The sequence below is a fragment of the Pseudomonas sp. 4CAES_32.4 genome, assembly GCF_058136335.1.
Genome location: NZ_CM176882.1, coordinates 3,475,884 through 3,493,787, shown reverse-complemented (window position 1 = coordinate 3,493,787; position 17,904 = coordinate 3,475,884). Strand labels below are relative to the sequence as shown.

Sequence of the window (17,904 nt, the reverse complement as noted above, 5' to 3'; positions counted from 1 at the left end):
ATGTGTTTGACAGACGTTTTCTTCGCGCTACAGCGAATTTTCCTATGGGTTTGGAGACTGGTCTGACTCCTCAAGCCTGACCCGAACAGTTCTACTGTGGTCATTCCCCATGACTGCAATGGACTGCACATGAATGACCTCCCATCGAGCGCGCCAATAGCGCCGGCACTGCCCGTTGAACTGCAAAGCGTCGTCACCGCTGCTGTTCCTCAATCTCCCGCGCAATTCGCGGCACAGCTGTTTGCGCACAAATGGGGCGACGAGATCGATCCGCACACTGCGCTGCTGGTCACCCTTGATTACGATTATGCCGGTCATCCACCGCGCGACGGTTTGCATCAAGGTCGAATCGCCCGATCAAACACCCTGTTGCGAGCACTGCTCGAAAACTACCAAGTGGTGGGAGACGGGCGCTTTGCCGAAACTGCCTTCGGCCTCTACACCCCGCCAGACACTGGCCCGGCGGTGCAGATCGTCGAGGGTGTCGATGAGTTCGCCCAGCCGGGCAGTGGTAACCATCGGACCTATGAAGGGATCTATCGGCAGTGCATGCCACAGACCTTCGGACCCTCAACGCAATTGACATTGCGCCCTGCCGATTTCAAGCGCTGGGTCTGGACGCTGGAACTCAAGGAGAAGTACCAGGTATATCTGGATCAGGTTTGGCCCTCGGACACCACGATTCTCGCCTCTGCGTCCTGTCCGCTGCGAACGTCGGTCAAAGCGGCCTTTGTCATGAGTGCCTGGCTGCAGCGCGATGAAGGCAGCCTGAGCCAGCAAGGTCTGGAGCAGGTGTTGCAAACCGCCGGGCTACCCGTCAACCAGGCCTGGAGTACCTTGACCTTGCAGCAATTTCAGAGTCCGACAAGAGTGCCGGGCACATTCATTTTCGGACGACTCGAAATTTACCGCTATACCGCGACGGATATCTGGTGTTTCCGTGGGCAGCACCCCGCAAAAATCCTGCTCTACGTCCCCGGCAACGCCTCACCCTGGCACGAGTTCTGCGATGTCGCACAAATGCGCCGCTGGGTCGTGGAGCAGGGTCGATCAGATGAAACGAAACACGCACTGGCTAGCCATTTTGTCGAAGACGATCGTACCGACGGCACCTTTCACGCCGGCGTGCTGACGGCACTGGACGGCATGGTGCGTTACCCGAAGATTCACTGGTTGAGCAAAACCGCCGGGTTTTTCAACAACGATGGTTACTGGAATCCCACCGAGTACATCGATTTCGAGTCCGCTGCTGCGAGTACCGATCCCGTCGCTCAGATGGTGTTGAGCATGAAGCGTACGGCGCAAACCAGCGCCGAGAGGGTTCGCGACGATGCCCAGGTCAATCGCGACAATCTAGGGGACTTCGTTGAACCACTGGTGCAATGGATCAACCGATATGCCCCGCTGGCGCTGTTCGTACCGGGAGGTGAGGGTGTTCTTGCGTTGGCCGGGTTGATCGATGCCGGTTACGGGTTGGAGCAAACCATGCACGGTGAAACGCTGAGCGAGCGCTCGCGCGGACGGGCGCGGACGATTTTCGGTCTGCTTAATGCATTGCCGCTGGTCACTGCAGTGGCACACATCAGTAACGATTTGACGGCGCCTGAGCCGGTCTCGGTGGTGCCGCCCGAACCGCCCAAATCGATCACCGTGGCGTCCGGCAGCCGAGTGCAACTGCTTCGTGGCATCGGGTCAGAGGTACAAGGCTTCAGCGATGCCACCCTCGCGCAGATCGCCAGGGTCAGCGCCATCGACGACGACATGCTGCGCGCAATGAATGAAGGTCGTCCGCCCACGCCAATGCTCGCCGACACCCTAAGCCGATTTCGTCTCGATCAGGAGCTTGGAGCGCTTGCCGGTGTGGAGCGCGCAGCGCAGTTCAATCGTCGCTATCTCGCCTCGCAAGCCTCGGATAATCCCTGGGTCAATCTGTTTCAGCAGGAGTATCCGGAGCTGCCAAAAGGCGTGGTAGAGCAAATCCTTGATCGCTATGGCGTAGACCTCACATCAGTGCCGAACGCCGCAGAGTTCAAGCGTCTGCTCAGTCGACTCGATAGCAAGGGGCGTCAGTACCAGCAGCACGTTCGCCTGAATCGCGCCTATGAAGGTCTGTATCTGCGTTCAGTGCACAACCCCGATTCCGACCTGCTGATCTTGCACTCGTTGCCCAGGTTGCCGGGCTGGCCGGCAGGTTTGCGCATTGAAGTGCTCGATGCGGCGCTCGATGGTCGCGTGGTTGATCGCTGCGGTCCGCTGGAAGCGACGCAGGTGCGGCGCCTGATCAGAACCACAGGGCACGAATACTCAACCCCGGCAATCCAGTCACCTACAGATATGCACGCCGCGTTGCTGAGTCTTCTCTGCGCACCGGAGCGCGCGGCGTTGCAGGTGACCTCGGTTGAAGACTTCAAACTGCGCATCGACGAAAATCTGCTGCCCCGTGAAGCGCTGATGACAGGACTCGGTCGAATGGACAGCGGTCTGCCCTTTGAGTCTCAGGGATTGCGGGGTGGAGGCTATCCGTCGACCCCTCAGGGACAGGCATTAGCCACCGAGGCGATGCGTTTGCAGCTACGGGATCTGTATCCGGCGCTCAATCCCGGCCAGGTGGATGACTGGTTAATGCGCGCAGGTGCCAATGCTCAGGCGCATATCGATCTGCTGAGAAAACAGTTCGACCAGCTGTGTCTGGATGTGAGCGACTACATCGAAGGCGCTGTGCTGGATGCCGATGAACTTGACGTCGACTCCCTTGCTGCTGGCGATCCCGAGGCTGAAGGCCTGACGCCCATGCAAATCCAGCAACACAATATCGAGCGACTTCGCGAGGTGGTGCGCTATGAGCGGGAGACCCGGGAAGAACTGGCCTATGAACTGTTGACGCTGTGGCAAAATCGCCCAGCCGCGACCAGTCATGTCTTTGAAAACGGGACCCTGGCCGGTTACAGACTGGACCTGGAGTTCGAGGATTTTCATCGCTTGCCGGTGATGAACGTGAGGCTCAACGATGTGATTGAGTTATCGATGCGCGGATTCCATCTGGCACACAGCGAGACGTTGGCGGGTTTCCTCAACTCATTCCCTCGACTGAGAGTACTGAACCTCGAACAGGTTGATCTGCGGCTGCCCGATTCGACGGGCGCGATGGTCGGCGTACTGCCGTCGGTGATTACCCAAATGCATCAGCTCAGGACATTGAACTTGAGGGTCACTTCTTTGCGCCTTGACGTCGGCACCTCGTCGCTCAATGAATTGGTCAATCTGCAATCGCTGGACTTGAGTGAAAACCCCTTGGGTGTGCCACCGATACTGTTGGGCATGAAACGGCTGCGGGAGGTCAACCTGCGCAGTACTGGCATCCGAGCGTGCCCGATCGGCATCAGTGATGAGCCTGTTCTGACTTTGCTGGATCTGCGAGACAACCAGATCAGCCGGGTGCCGCCAGCGGTGATCAGTCAGGCAACCGTCGCCGGCCGCGTCAAGTTGCAAGGCAATCCATTGACGGATGAAGACACCTTGAGGCGCCTGATCATTCATCGGCAAGAGACGGGCTTCAATCTGTGGCTGAGCGGCGTCGAAAACGGGCAAGGCGAGGCCGTGGCCTGGTTGCGAGGTATCGATCTGTCAAAGCGACAGGAGCGCTTGGCAATCTGGCAACGTCTGGCGGCAAGGCCGTCGGGCAGGGGTGTTCTGCGAACCCTGGAGGGTCTCAGCCTGACCCCGGATTACCTGGTTGACTACCCGGCACTTCAGGCGCGGGTCTGGCGGCTGTTGCGCGCAGCCGATGAGTCGGACGAGGTACTTGGCCGGTTGAGCCAGAGTGTCGAGTCTACGGAGGTGGATGCAGATCACCCGATGGCAGTACTCAGCATGCTGGAACAGCGTCTGCAAAACCATGGAGAGTCAGCAGTCCTCTCCCAGGCGGGAGAGGATGCCAGCACGCGAGAAGCGTAGGGGTCAGCGGCGACGGAACAGCGGCAGCGGTTCGTCGGTGGCGGCCTGATAGGTCACCGAGAAGTCCTTGAGACCTTCGAGGGCTTCATACGGATCTTTGTCCGCACGCACGGCAAAGGCGTCGAAGCCGCAGCGGTGCATGTAGAACAACTGATCGCGCAGCACATCGCCAATGGCCCGCAGTTCGCCTTTGAAACCATAACGGTCGCGCAGCAGACGGGCATTGGAGTAGTTGCGGCCATCAGTGAAGGCCGGGAAGTTCAAGGCAATCACCTGGAACTCCGCGACGTCTTCACCGATTTCCTCGGCTTCTTCGTCGGCGTCCAGCCAGACACCCAGGCCACCGTCGCGCGCCTTGAGCATGCGACTGTGTTCGCGCCAGAGTTGCAGTGGAACGATCAGATCGTCGCAGTTGCTGATGTCGTCGATATTGAAATCCTTGGGCAGCAGGTGCCAGGTTTCGTCGACGACTTCGTTGTTCTTAATGATTCGCTGCATAGACGCGTTCCTTGAAGAGGTCGATGCCAATACGCTGGTAGGTGTCGATAAAGCGCTCATCTTCGGTGCGTTGTTCAACGTACACGTCGATCAGCTTCGAGATCACGTCAGGCATGGCTTCCTGAGCGAAGGATGGGCCGAGGATCTTGCCCAGGCTTGCGTCACGGCTGGCGCTGCCGCCGAGGGAGACCTGGTAGAACTCTTCGCCTTTCTTGTCCACGCCGAGGATGCCGATGTGGCCAACGTGGTGGTGACCACAAGCGTTCATGCAACCGGAGATGTTGAGGTCCAGCTCACCGATGTCGAACAGGTAATCCAGGTCGTCGAAGCGGCGCTGGATCGATTCGGCGATCGGGATCGATTTGGCGTTGGCCAGCGAGCAGAAATCGCCGCCAGGGCAGCAGATGATGTCGGTCAGCAGGCCGATGTTCGGCGTGGCGAAACCGCCTTCACGCAGTTCGCCCCAGAGGGTGAACAGTTGGCTTTGCTCGACGTCGGCAAGAATGATGTTCTGTTCGTGCGAGGTGCGCAGTTGACCGAAGCTGTAGCGGTCGGCCAGATCGGCGACGGCGTCGAGCTGCTTGTCGGTGATGTCGCCCGGGGCAACACCGGTCGGTTTCAGCGACAGGGTTACGGCGACATAACCCGGCTTCTTGTGCGCCAGGGTGTTGCGGGTACGCCAGCGGGCGAAACCCGGGTGTTCTTTGTCGAGATCGGCCAGTTGCGCGGACTGGTTGTCCAGCGCCTTGTAGTCCGGATCGACGAAGTGCTTGGCGACGCGATGCAGTTCGGCCTCGGTCAGTGTGGTCTGGCCACCGCGCAGGTGCTCCATTTCCGCGTCGACTTTCTGCGCGAACACCTCTGGCGTGAGTGCCTTGACGAGGATCTTGATCCGCGCCTTGTATTTGTTGTCGCGACGGCCGTAGCGGTTGTACACCCGCAGGATGGCGTCGAGATAGCTCAACAGGTCCTGCCACGGCAGGAACTCGTTGATGAACGCGCCCACCACCGGCGTACGGCCGAGGCCGCCGCCAACCAGCACACGGAAACCCAGTTCGCCAGCGGCGTTGTGCACCGGCTCAAGGCCGATGTCATGGACTTCAATGGCGGCACGGTCAGCGGTCGAACCGTTGACGGCAATCTTGAATTTACGCGGCAGGTAGGCGAATTCCGGGTGGAACGTGGTCCACTGGCGGACAATTTCACACCATGGACGCGGATCGATCACTTCGTCGGCAGCAACGCCAGCGAACTGGTCGGTGGTGACGTTGCGCAGGCAGTTGCCGCTGGTCTGGATCGCGTGCATCTGCACGGTGGCCAGTTCCGCAAGGATGTCCGGGATGTCTTCCACCGCCGGCCAGTTGAACTGCACGTTCTGCCGCGTACTGATGTGGGCATAGCCCTTGTCGTAGTCGCGGGCAATCTTGGCCATCATGCGCAGCTGACGCGAGGTCAGTTGGCCGTAAGGCACCGCCACTCGCAACATCGGCGCGAAGCGCTGGATGTATAGGCCATTTTGCAGGCGCAGAGGGCGGAATTCTTCTTCGCTCAGCTCACCTGCCAGATAGCGTCGGGTCTGATCACGGAACTGCTTGACGCGGTCCTCGATGATCCGCTGATCGTACTCGTCGTATACGTACATATAAGTCCTGTTCTCAGGCTTTGGGCTACTCGGAAAACGCTGCGTTTTCGCTTGCTGAAGTCCGATGGTGCCTCTGCAATTCTGCGCGCACGGCCGCGCGCTCCCTAAGGGAGCCGGGGCAATATACCCGTTTGCAGTTATGCGCAAAAGTGATGTTTGAGTATATGTAAAGAACCAAATCGCCTAACGAGAATGGCTGTCAACTAACCCACATTTGTCGTGCGGACAATCATCGTCTTAACTGTGGTCGAGTCTTTCTGCAATCACCGATAAAACCGATAAGAGGCGATGCAATGAGCAATCCGACCAAGGCAAGAAAAAGCGACAGCAGTGTCGATGCATGGGCCATTTTGTTCCTGATCATTCTGGTCGTAGGAACGGCGGTATTTTGGGTCAGTCATCAGTAAACGACCCATCCGGGCCCGCGTCCGACGGATTGTCGGACAAAAACGGGAATACACGCCAATAGCCGGTGTTTCGATGGCTATAATGCGCGGCCATTTTTCCCCGGGCCCGGATGCTTCATGTTCAAGTTTCTCCACATTGCCTTTCTGTTACTCGCCGCGCTGTTCAGCAGTGTTGCGCGAGCAGAGTCGGTACTGTTCCTCAATCCCGGTTCCACCGAGGAAGCCTTCTGGGTCAGTTATTCGCAATTCATGCAGGCGGCTGCCCGGGATCTGGGCATCGATTTGCAGATCCTCTATTCCCATCGCCAGCCTGAACTGACCTTGGCCCAGGCGCGCCTGGCGCTGCAGGGGCCGGACCGGCCTGACTATCTGGTGTTCGTCAACGAGCAATACGTCGCCCCGCAGATTTTTCGTCTGGCCCATGACAGCGGGGTCAAGCTGTTCATGGTCAATGCCGCGCTAACCGCCAATCAGCAGACTCTCCTCGGTGATCGCCCGGACCTTGTCGGCAGTCTGGTGACCAATGATGAGGAGGGTGGTTACCTGATGATGAAGGAGTTGATTCGCCAGCATCGACCGCCAGCGAAAGGCGAGCAGATTGAGCTGCTGGCGTTCTCGGGGCTGAAAATCACCCCTTCGGCGCAACTGCGCGAGCAGGGCATGCAACGCGCTTTGGCGGAACATCCGCAGGTGCGCTTGCGCCAATTGGTCTACAGCGGCTGGACGCAACAGCGTGCCTATGAGCAGGCCAGGCAGTTGTTCAATCGATACCCGAATGTGTCACTGGTGTGGTCGGCCAATGATGAAATGGCCTTCGGCGCGATGCGCGCGTATGCCGAAACCGGCAAGACGCCCGGCAAGGATGCGCTGTTCAGTGCGGTCAACACGTCGCCGGCGGCCTTGCAGGCGATGGTCGATGGGCGCTTGAGCGCTTTGATCGGTGGGCACTTTACCCTTGGTGGCTGGGCACTGGTCGAAGTCCATGATCACGCAATGGGCATCGATCTGGCGCAACAGGGTGGCCGTGACCGGCAGATCCCTTTGCTGCAACTGGTCGACAAATTCCATGCCCGGCAGATGCTGGCAATGGGGGACTCGCCCAATTACGGGGTGAATTTCCGCAAGTTGTCGGCCAAAGGGCGCCCGGCGTCCTACCGCTATCCGTTCAACCTGCAAACCCTGATGCGCTGAATCGCCTCAGACCCCGGCGAAATGCAGCACCAGTTTGACGATGGCAAACAACGTCAATGCAAATACGGCCGTGAACAAAATCCCTAGCAACACGAAATGGCTGGGCTTGCCATGGGTGAAGTCCCTTGCCCGGTTCTTGCCGCTCTGCACCCCGAACGCCGCCGCCATCACGCTGTGCAGCATTTGCCAGAAGCTCGGCGGTTTGTTGTCGACTGGATCGTCCATAAATCCCTCGTCTGCGTGTGTGTCAGACAAGCATAGCTAACCCTTTGAAGAACACCGCGTAAGCATATGTGGGAAAGGGGCTGGAGAGGGGATTCAGCGAATATCCCCGAAACCCTGTGGGAGCTGGCTTGCCAGCGATAAGGCCGGCACACGCGACATCGATGCTGGCTGACCCAACGCCATCGCTGGCAAGCCAGCTCCCACAGGTTCAGCGTTGGCTCACAAGCTTTGTGAACGACACGGACACCTGTAAGAGCTATCGAAGGCTGCTTAGTTGTCGTAACCGAGGTTCGGCGCCAGCCAGCGCTCGGTCACGCTCAACTCCTGACCTTTGCGCGAGGTGTAGCTGGCGATCTGATCTTTATCGACCTTGCCCACGGCGAAGTACTGCGCCTGCGGATGCGCGAAGTACCAGCCGCTGACCGCTGCCGCCGGGAACATCGCGTAGTGCTCGGTGAGGAACACACCGCTACGGCCGGCACGCATTTCTTCGGCCTCCGGGTCGAGCAACGCGAACAGCGCGGCTTTTTCGGTGTGATCCGGGCACGCCGGATACCCAGGGGCAGGGCGGATGCCGCTGTATTGCTCTTTGATCAGCGCTTCGTTGTCGAGGACTTCCTCCTTGGCATAACCCCAGTGCTCTTTACGCACTTGCTGGTGCAGCCACTCGGCGCAAGCTTCGGCGAGACGGTCGGCCAGCGCCTTGACCATGATCGAGTTGTAGTCGTCGCCAGCGTCCTGATAAGCCTTGGCAACTTCTTCGGCGCCGATGCCGGCAGTGGTGATGAAACCACCGACGTAGTCGGTCACTTCGGTGTCCTTCGGTGCCACAAAGTCGGCCAGCGAGAAGTTCGGTTTGCCGTCGGTCTTGATGATTTGCTGGCGCAGGTGATGCAGCTTGGCCAACGGCTTTCCGTCATCGCCGTACAGTTCGATATCGTCGTCATGCACCTGATTGGCCGGCCAGAAACCGAATACGGCGCGGGCGCTGATCAGTTTCTCGTCGATCAGCTTGTCGAGCATTTCCTGCGCGTCCTTGTACAGCGCAGTGGCGGCTTCACCGACCACTTCGTCTTCGAGGATGCGCGGGAATTTGCCGGCCAGATCCCAGGAGATGAAGAACGGCGTCCAGTCGATGTATTCGGCCAGAACCTTGAGGTCGATGTTGTCCAGCACTTTGCTGCCGGTGAAGGTTGGTTTGACGGGCTGATAAGTCGCCCAGTCAAACTGCGGCTTCTTGGCGACGGCCGCTGCGTAGCTCAAACGCTCGTTGCGGGCGCTGCGGTTGGCCGTACGCTCACGCACGTCGACGTATTCCAGACGGGTTTTCTCGACGAAACCGGCCTTCAATTCTTTCGACAACAGCTGCGTCGCCACACCCACCGCACGGGAGGCGTCGGTCACGTAGACCACGGCGTCGTTGCTGTACTTCGGTTCGATCTTCACCGCGGTGTGCGCTTTGGACGTGGTCGCGCCACCGATCATCAGCGGCAGGTGGAAATCCTGACGCTGCATTTCGCGGGCAACGTGGACCATTTCATCCAGCGACGGCGTGATCAGACCGGAGAGGCCGATGATGTCGCACTTCTGCTCTTTGGCCACCTGCAGAATCTTCTCTGCCGGCACCATCACGCCGAGGTCGACGATGTCATAGCCGTTGCAACCGAGTACCACGCCAACAATGTTCTTGCCGATGTCGTGCACGTCGCCTTTCACCGTGGCCATGAGGATCTTGCCCTTGGCCTCCGGCTTGTCGCCTTTTTCCAGTTCGATGAACGGGATCAAGTGCGCAACCGCCTGCTTCATCACGCGAGCGGATTTCACCACCTGCGGCAGGAACATTTTGCCGGCGCCGAACAGGTCGCCGACGATGTTCATGCCGGACATCAGCGGGCCTTCGATCACTTCGATCGGGCGCGCGAACGACTGACGGGATTCTTCGGTGTCTTCAACGATGTGGGTGGTGATGCCTTTGACCAGCGCATGTTCCAGACGCTTGTTGACGTCCCAGTTGCGCCACTCTTCGGTCTCGGCTTCCTTGACGCTGCCGTCACCCTTGTACTTGTCGGCAATGGCGAGGAGGGCGTCAGTACCGTTTGGCGTGCGGTTGAGCACCACGTCTTCAACGGCGTCGCGCAGCTCTTGCGGGATCTGGTCGTAGATCTCCAGCTGACCGGCGTTGACGATGCCCATGGTCAGGCCTGCGCGGATCGCGTACAGCAGGAACACCGAGTGAATCGCCTCGCGCACCGGGTTGTTGCCACGGAACGAGAACGACACGTTGGACACACCGCCGGAGCTCAAGGCATACGGCAGCTCGTCACGGATGTAGGCACAGGCGTTGATGAAGTCCACAGCGTAGTTGTTGTGTTCTTCGATACCGGTGGCGACGGCGAAGATGTTCGGGTCGAAAATGATGTCTTCCGGCGGGAAGCCGACTTCGTTGACCAGAATGTCGTAGGAGCGTTTGCAGATTTCTTTCTTGCGCGCTTCGGTGTCGGCCTGGCCGGCTTCGTCGAACGCCATCACCACCACGGCCGCGCCGTAGCGCTTGCACAGTTTGGCATGGTGGATGAACTGCTCGACGCCTTCTTTCATGCTGATCGAGTTGACGATGCCTTTGCCCTGAATGCACTTGAGGCCGGCCTCGATCACTTCCCACTTGGAGGAGTCGATCATGATCGGCACGCGCGAGATGTCCGGTTCACCGGCGATCAGATTGAGGAAGGTCACCATGGCCTTCTTCGAATCGAGCATCCCTTCGTCCATGTTGATGTCGATCACTTGGGCGCCGGCCTCGACCTGCTGCAGGGCGACTTCCAGCGCTTCGGTGTAGTTGTCTTCACGGATCAGACGGGCGAATTTGGCGGAACCGGTGATGTTGGTACGCTCGCCGACGTTAACGAACAGCGAGCTGCGATCGATGGTGAACGGCTCCAGACCCGAGAGGCGGCAAGCCTTGGGAATGTCCGGAATCTGCCGCGGCGCGTAACCGGCGACGGCTTTGGCGATGGCTTCGATGTGGCCCGGCGTGGTGCCGCAGCAGCCGCCGACAATGTTGAGGAAACCGCTCTGGGCGAATTCTTCGATGACTTTGGCGGTTTCCGACGGCAGTTCGTCGTACTCGCCGAATTCGTTCGGCAGGCCGGCGTTCGGGTGCGCGGAGACGTGGGTGCTGGCCTTGTTCGACAGTTCTTCCAGGTACGGACGCAGCTCGCTGGCGCCGAGGGCGCAGTTGAGGCCGACCGAAATCGGCTTGGCGTGGGCCACGGAGTTCCAGAACGCTTCGGTGGTCTGCCCCGACAAGGTACGGCCGGAGGCGTCGGTGATGGTCCCGGAAATCATGATCGGCAGTTCGATGTGCAGCTCTTCGAACACGCCTTGCACGGCGAAGATCGCCGCTTTGGCATTGAGGGTGTCGAAGATGGTTTCGATCAGGATCAGGTCGGCGCCGCCCTCGATCAGACCTTTGGTGGCTTCGGTGTAGTTCTCCACCAGCTCATCAAAGGTGACGTTGCGGTAGCCCGGATTGTTGACGTCCGGCGAGAGCGAACACGTACGGCTGGTCGGGCCGAGTACGCCGGCAACGAAGCGCGGCTTGTCCGGGTTTTCGGCGGTCTTGGCGTCGGCGATCTTGCGCGCCAGTCGCGCGCCTTCTACGTTTAATTCGTAGGCCAGCTCTTCCATGCCGTAATCGGCCATGGAAATGCGGGTGGCGTTGAAGGTGTTGGTTTCAAGGATGTCGGCGCCGGCATCCAGATAGGCTTTCTCGATGCCGCCGATGACGTCCGGGCGGGTGATGACCAACAGGTCGTTGTTGCCCTTGACGTCACTCGGCCAGTCCGCGAAGCGTTTGCCGCGATAATCCTGCTCTTCGAGCTTGTAGCTCTGGATCATCGTGCCCATACCGCCATCGAGTATCAGGATGCGCTCTTTGAGAGCTTGCTTGAGAGCTTGAAGGCGAACACTACGATCGGACATGTGGACTACTCGGAAAGACCATTACGAAGGGGCGGGATCATAACAAACCTGTGCGCTTTCGGAGCATGTGACACATTTGCATGAATATCGCTCATGTTGGTACGAGCGTCATACTGTAGAATCGCGGCGTTTTTCTTCAGAGTCGGGATCAAGGGCATGTCGCACCGCGTCATCAGCATTGTTTTGCTGTTTTTAAGCTGGGGCGCCGTAGCGCAAGAGCCCACGATCTCGTACAGCCGTGACATTCAACCGATCTTCACTGAAAAGTGCGTGGCTTGCCATGCGTGCTACGACTCCGCTTGTCAGCTCAATCTGGGCAGCGGCGAGGGCGCGGCCCGTGGCGCGAGCAAGATGCCGGTCTACGACGGCGAGCGCACCCGGGCGGCGCCGACCACTCGGCTGTTCTACGATGCCTTTGGCAAACGTGCCTGGCAGCAGAAAGACTTCTATTCGGTGCTTGATGCCCAGGGCAGCCAGGCTGCGCTGATGGCGCGGATGCTTGAACTCGGCCACAAGACGCCTTTGACGCCCAACGCCAAACTGCCGCAAGACATCGTCCTCGGTTTGAACCGCGAAAACATGTGCGCGATGCCCGCCGAGTTCGAGGGCTATGCCGGCGCCCATCCAAAAGAAGGCATGCCGCTGGCGGTGACCGGCCTGACCGATCAGCAATATCAGACGTTGCAGCGCTGGCTGGCCTCGGGTGCACCGATTGATGAGCAAGGCTTGGCACCGAGCGCGAAAGAGGCGCTGCAGATCGTCCAGTGGGAAAACCTGCTGAACATGCCGGGCGCCCGCGAAAGTCTGGTGGGGCGTTGGTTGTACGAGCACTGGTTTCTGGCGCACATCTACTTCAAGGACGGCGAGCCGGGGCATTACTTCCAGTGGGTGCGTTCGCGCACGCCGACCGGTCAACCGATCGATCTGATCGCCACTCGACGCCCCAACGATGACCCGGGCACGCAGGTTTACTACCGTCTGTGGCCGGTGCAGGGCGTGATCGTCCACAAGACCCACATCACCTATCCGCTGAGCGCGGCGAAAATGGCGCGGGTCAAAAGCCTGTTCTACAGCGGCAACTGGCAAGCCAATGCGTTGCCGGGCTACGGTCCGCAAAGTCGCGCCAATCCGTTTGCCACGTTCGAGGCGATTCCGGCCCAGGCGCGGTATCAGTTCATGCTCGATAACGCTGAATACTTCGTCCGCACCTTTATTCGTGGCCCGGTGTGCCGTGGGCAGATCGCGACCGACGTGATCCGCGACAACTTCTGGGCACTGTTCCAGGCCCCGGAGCATGACCTCTATATCACTGATCCGAATTATCGCGGTCAGGCCACGCCATTGTTGGCCATGCCGGGGCAGAACGACGATGTCGGCAGCGTCCTGAGCCTGTGGCACAACTACCGCAACAAGCGTAACGAGTACGAAGCTTTGCGCCGCGACAGCTACGCCGATGTGCCCGCGCCGAGTTGGTCGACGCTGTGGGCCGGCAACGATAACGCACTGCTGAGCATCTTCCGCCACTTCGACAGCGCCTCGGTGACCAAAGGCCTGATCGGAGAAGTGCCGCAGACCATGTGGCTGTTCGACTATCCGTTGCTCGAGCGCACCTATTACCAATTGGCGGTCAACTTCGATGTGTTCGGCAACGTTTCCCATCAAGCCCAGACCCGTCTGTACTTTGACCTGATCCGTAACGGCGCCGAGCAGAACTTCCTGCGCTTGATGCCGGCCGACTCCCGCGAGGACTACCTCGACGATTGGTATCAGAACAGTGGCCAATTCAAGATGTGGCTCGATTACGAAGCCATCGACGACGACAAACCGACGGCGCTGAAACTCGACGAGAAAGACCCGAAATACGATTTCGCCAAGCAACTGCTCGCCCGTTACGGCGATCTGAATGCCCGGCCTGACCCGATCAACCGTTGCGACGGCGCCTATTGCTCGCGTCCGAACATCGATCCGGCGCTGCAAAACGCCGAGCAAGCGCTGAGCCGACTGACTTCGCGCCCTGCGGCCGGTTTGAAGGTCGTCGAGCAACTGCCAGAAGCGACCATGCTGCGCATTGAAACCGCGAGCGGCAAACGCGAGGTCTATAGCCTGCTGCGCAACCGGGCCCACAGCAACGTGGCATTTTTGCTCGGTGAATCCCTGCGCTATCAACCGGGGCTCGACACGCTGACGATTTACCCGGGCGTACTCAGCAGCTATCCGAACTTCATCTTCAACGTTCCCGCTGAGCAAGTGCCAGAGTTTGTCGATGCCATGGAAAACGCCAAGGATGCCAACCGTTTCGAGAAAATCGTCGAGCGCTGGGGCATCCGGCGCAGTCATCCGCAGTTCTGGTTCTACTTCCATGATCTGAGCCAGTACCTGCACGAAACCGATCCGGTGGAAGAGGGCGTGCTGGACATGAATCGCTACGAAAACCTCTGATCGCGCCAGGGGATGGAGGTCTCAGACCTCAATCATCCCCAGCTCGTCGATCAGCGCTTCGGTCAGGGAATCAAGGTCGGGAAAGCGTCGTTCGCTCACCGTGCCGAACGGTGGGTGTTTGACATAGGCCTGCGTGCTATCGATGAAAACCTGAACACTGACCACTTTGTACTGATCGTTCATGTACTGCACGTTGACGTGCTGCGTTGCATTGGTCGAAGTGGTAAACAGCTTCGGGCTGTGCACACGCTGGATCAGTTCATGGCTGTTTCCCGCGCTCGGCAGGCACACCAGCAAATCACACCGGTGCAGGAACTGGTTCGTGCCCGAAGGGGAATAAATAACCACACCGGGGTCACGACTGACTCGCGCCACCATCTGGTTGCCGATGCGCCGCTCCAGACGCACGCCAGTGGCGTTGGTCAACTCCGCCAGCCCGGGAATACTCTGCAGAGTGTTGCAATGTGCCTGGCCGACCAGCGCGACCCAGCGATGGGGCCCTCGCGCCAGTTGTTCGGCGGAAATTCGCTTGTAGGCGAAGAAGTTGAACATCGTGACCCGATCCAGTTGATCCGCCAGTGTCGGCATGACGCGTGGCGGCGCCAGATCGCCCGAGGAATATAGGGAGCTCGCAGTGGTATCCAGCGCCATGACCCTGATTCCGTGTGCATGCGCATCTTCGACCAGTCGCCGGTAACTGAAGGGGTCATGCTGGAAAGCCATTTGATCGATGACCCGCAGGCGCTCTCTCAGGACCGACGGCATCACGTGGGTCGGCGATGCGTTGTACATGTCCAGATAGAGTTGGTGCAGGTCGGTGTTGAACAGCTCAAGGTAGAGGGCTTTGACGCCGACTTTCTTCAGCGCAGGCATGTTCTTGATCAGGAACTGCCGGGTTATCGAGTAAATATGCTTCTCGCCAAAGACCAGGCCGTCGCGCTGGATAAACAGGTGTTGCAGAAGTTGCTCAGGTAAAAGGCCTCGTGCGGGCACGGTGAGCGGGCGCGAAGGCGAGAGAAACGTTCTGAGGAAGCTTCTGGCGTGGCGGCGCAGCCTCGCTTGAATGCCGAAAATATGCAGCATGCCCACACTCGACGCATTCATGGTGAACGTCGGGTTCAGATACCCCAGATTCATCGCGCCCGCCGGGAGCTGACCGAGCAAGGGCAGGGCATCGACGTCCGAGGTCGGCAGCTCATAGTCCCTGAAGGTCGTCTGCAATGGACCTTTTTCAATCGGATCCATGCCGCCCGGTAACCTCGGCAGCGGTTCGGCTTGCCAGTGTTTCAGTGATTCATCCAGCACCAGCGGGTAACGCAGCGTTTTTCTGGCAGTGCCGGGCGGGTAAATGTAGCGCTGCCCCTGAGCCACATCCGACAGGTAATACTTGCCGTTGATCAGCGCGTATTGCTGGGACGAGGTTTTGCTCTGGAACAGATTGCCCCTGAGTCGCTCCAGATTTGGCGGGTCTACCTTCACTTCAATGTGGGAAAGATCGGGCACAGGGCGAAAAGCCGGGACAGCGCCGATTTTACGCAGCACGGTCGGGCGTAAGCGGGCACCCGTCATCGACCAGAGTGCTCGAGCCGCAACTTTTGAGGTGCCCACCTGTTTAAGCAGCAGGAACGTGCGGGTGATGCTGCGCGCGGATTTGAAGGTCTGGGTAATGGGCAGGAAACCGATGAGGTCCAGTGCCAGGTCGAAGCCAAAGTACAGTTTGTTCCAGAACGATTGGTCCTCAACCTCCGCGTTGCTGGTGGAGGCATGATCGGCATTGCGCCGCAACGTCACGACCTGTTGCTCATAGAGCGATTCATGCAAAGACGTAGTGATTACAGACAGATGAATCGTGTTGAAGGGGTTCTTCACCCGGCTTTTAGAATTCAACACCAGCTCACTGAGCAACAAGGTTCGGGCGAGCCGGCTTTCCGTCAGGAATGCCTGGCCGGGTGAGGTCAGTCGCTGCATTACGTAGCGTCGCCATTCGTCTGAAGCGTCCCATTGCTGCTGAAGAAACAGCTGCATCGCCGAAATGTCGGCGAATTCCTTGATCGACTGACCGTTGGGCGCCGATGGCGTGTACAGAATGACGTTGGGCACTGATCGCCGGTTGGCAACGCTGACTATCCACGCATCATTGAGCACGTAACCGTTGCGAGTGCCCGAAGAACTGGCAATCATTAATGAACTCACCACAATCCTGTGCCCGCCAACGGTTCTGCGACTGTCGGGAGCGTCGCCTTCAACAACGGCCATGAGCCATTGGTAGCCGCGGTGCTCGCGGTCTTTGAGCAAACAGTCCGGATCCAGTCGGGCAGCCTTGACCTGGGTGGCCAGGCTTGCCTGATGCGCTTGCGTCCAGGCCTTGCGCAGATGTGTGCCTTGGTCAATCAGACGTTTTTGCAAGAGCCGATCGTAGCCTTCGCTGACGTCCAGCGTTTGCACAAGGGATGTCAGATAGTCGTGATCGAGCCGGACAGTTTTGCCCGCGCCATCGACGATGGACGCAGACATTGACGTGTGTTCCCCGCTAAACAGCTTGTAGAAGCTGAAGTCCCAGGGGTTACTGTTTCTCAACGCGAGTTCCGTCAGCGTCAGAGTGACGGTGCGTGCGGGGCTGGTCGATGGATCGTGTTGGTTGGGTACATGATCCGGGCCAATGCCACCGCCCACGCTGGCGGGGTTGAGGCGGGTGAGGATCGTCACCTGCACTTTATCCGGATCAATCGTGTTGCTCGGATAATCGATCGTCAGTTGTCGGGTCAGTGCTTCACGGGCGAACGTCGCCAAAGGCGCAATGGCTTCTTTGCGCATCAGACTGGCCAGATGTTTGTTGGCCGTCAGTTCCGCAGTCGCCACTTGTTTCAATTGTTCCTGATCCACCGGGCTGGCCTCCCGATACCACGCCGGCAACAACGTTTCGAGGTAGCGTTGGCTGCGCGCGTTCAACCGATCACGAAGATCCAGAAATGGCCCGATATGGGCGAGGCGATTGAACAGCTCGTAGACTTGCTTGCCATCCGCATCATGTCGGGGCAGTTGTTGCCAGGCAAATTCAATGTCCTGCTTCTGCAAGGTCAGCAGGGCGTCGACCCGGTTCTCGAAAATACTGTCCTGAACAGGCACATAACTGAAAGTCGGGGCGTTTTTCAGGTATCGGCGAGCACGCCCCTGATGCTGCCAGGCGATACAGGTCAGCAAGCGTTCTCTTGTTTCCTCTTGAGTACTACGGGCTTGTAGCGAATGTTCGAGTGCGTGCAACGAAGCGAAGGCGCTGATCCCGCTGTCCGGGGCACACAGGGCAACTGCGCCCGCGTCACTGTTGGTCAGGACGTCTCCTTCAGGTGTCTTGCTGGCGAGAACAAACAGGCCGATCAATGGAATGTCAGGCTTGTTGCTCCGTCCTTTGATACTCAAGGTGAATGCCGACGGTCGCTGATGGGCAGGCAGCTCTGCGCGGGCCGCGCTTGAGGGCTGACGGACGATATGCTCGATCAAGGTTTTGCAGGAAGCCTCAAGCGTGCCGTCCTCCACGCCCAGGGCCGCTTCGGTGAGCAGAATCCTGGC

General features: G+C 59.0%; 8 protein-coding genes. 3 read left to right on the top strand and 5 right to left on the bottom strand.

Features of this window, described 5'->3' with window-relative positions; genetic code table 11:
* Positions 1–129: 129 nt before the first annotated feature.
* Positions 130–3,954 carry a leucine-rich repeat domain-containing protein gene (locus tag AC3Y64_RS15485; RefSeq protein ID WP_489984340.1) on the top strand — a complete coding sequence of 1,275 codons (3,825 nt, stop codon included), beginning with the start codon at positions 130–132 and terminating at the stop codon, positions 3,952–3,954.
* Between the two features lie 3 nt (positions 3,955–3,957).
* Here the strand turns inward: AC3Y64_RS15485 and AC3Y64_RS15480 are convergent, their stop codons facing one another.
* Positions 3,958–4,452, bottom strand: coding sequence for a DUF934 domain-containing protein (locus tag AC3Y64_RS15480; protein ID WP_489984339.1), 495 nt, complete (start codon positions 4,450–4,452; stop codon positions 3,958–3,960).
* The gene (locus tag AC3Y64_RS15475; protein ID WP_489984338.1) at positions 4,436–6,094 is read right to left on the bottom strand and encodes a nitrite/sulfite reductase; all 1,659 of its coding nucleotides are present in this window, start codon (positions 6,092–6,094) and stop codon (positions 4,436–4,438) included. Before AC3Y64_RS15475 ends, AC3Y64_RS15480 begins: the two co-directional genes overlap by 17 nt.
* A gap of 524 nt (positions 6,095–6,618) precedes the next feature.
* Here AC3Y64_RS15475 and AC3Y64_RS15470 point away from each other — a divergent pair.
* Positions 6,619–7,692: an ABC transporter substrate-binding protein gene (locus AC3Y64_RS15470; protein WP_489984337.1), complete on the top strand. Its 1,074-nt coding sequence runs from the start codon at positions 6,619–6,621 to the stop codon at positions 7,690–7,692.
* Between the two features lie 6 nt (positions 7,693–7,698).
* On the opposite strand, the gene AC3Y64_RS15465 is transcribed toward AC3Y64_RS15470, so the two are convergent.
* The gene (locus AC3Y64_RS15465; protein ID WP_042559414.1) at positions 7,699–7,917 is read right to left on the bottom strand and encodes a DUF2970 domain-containing protein; all 219 of its coding nucleotides are present in this window, start codon (positions 7,915–7,917) and stop codon (positions 7,699–7,701) included.
* Positions 7,918–8,187: 270 nt separating this feature from the next.
* Positions 8,188–11,898, bottom strand: coding sequence for a methionine synthase (gene metH / locus AC3Y64_RS15460; RefSeq protein ID WP_489984336.1), 3,711 nt, complete (start codon positions 11,896–11,898; stop codon positions 8,188–8,190).
* A 156-nt stretch (positions 11,899–12,054) separates the two neighbouring features.
* On the opposite strand from metH, the gene AC3Y64_RS15455 reads away from it, so the two are divergent.
* The gene (locus AC3Y64_RS15455) at positions 12,055–14,337 is read left to right on the top strand and encodes a fatty acid cis/trans isomerase (RefSeq protein ID WP_489984335.1); all 2,283 of its coding nucleotides are present in this window, start codon (positions 12,055–12,057) and stop codon (positions 14,335–14,337) included.
* 21 nt (positions 14,338–14,358) lie between these two features.
* Here AC3Y64_RS15455 and AC3Y64_RS15450 read toward each other — a convergent pair whose 3' ends face one another.
* Complete coding sequence (locus AC3Y64_RS15450; RefSeq protein ID WP_489984334.1) at positions 14,359–17,835, bottom strand: membrane-targeted effector domain-containing toxin; 3,477 nt, start codon at positions 17,833–17,835, stop codon at positions 14,359–14,361.
* Positions 17,836–17,904 lie beyond the last annotated feature (69 nt).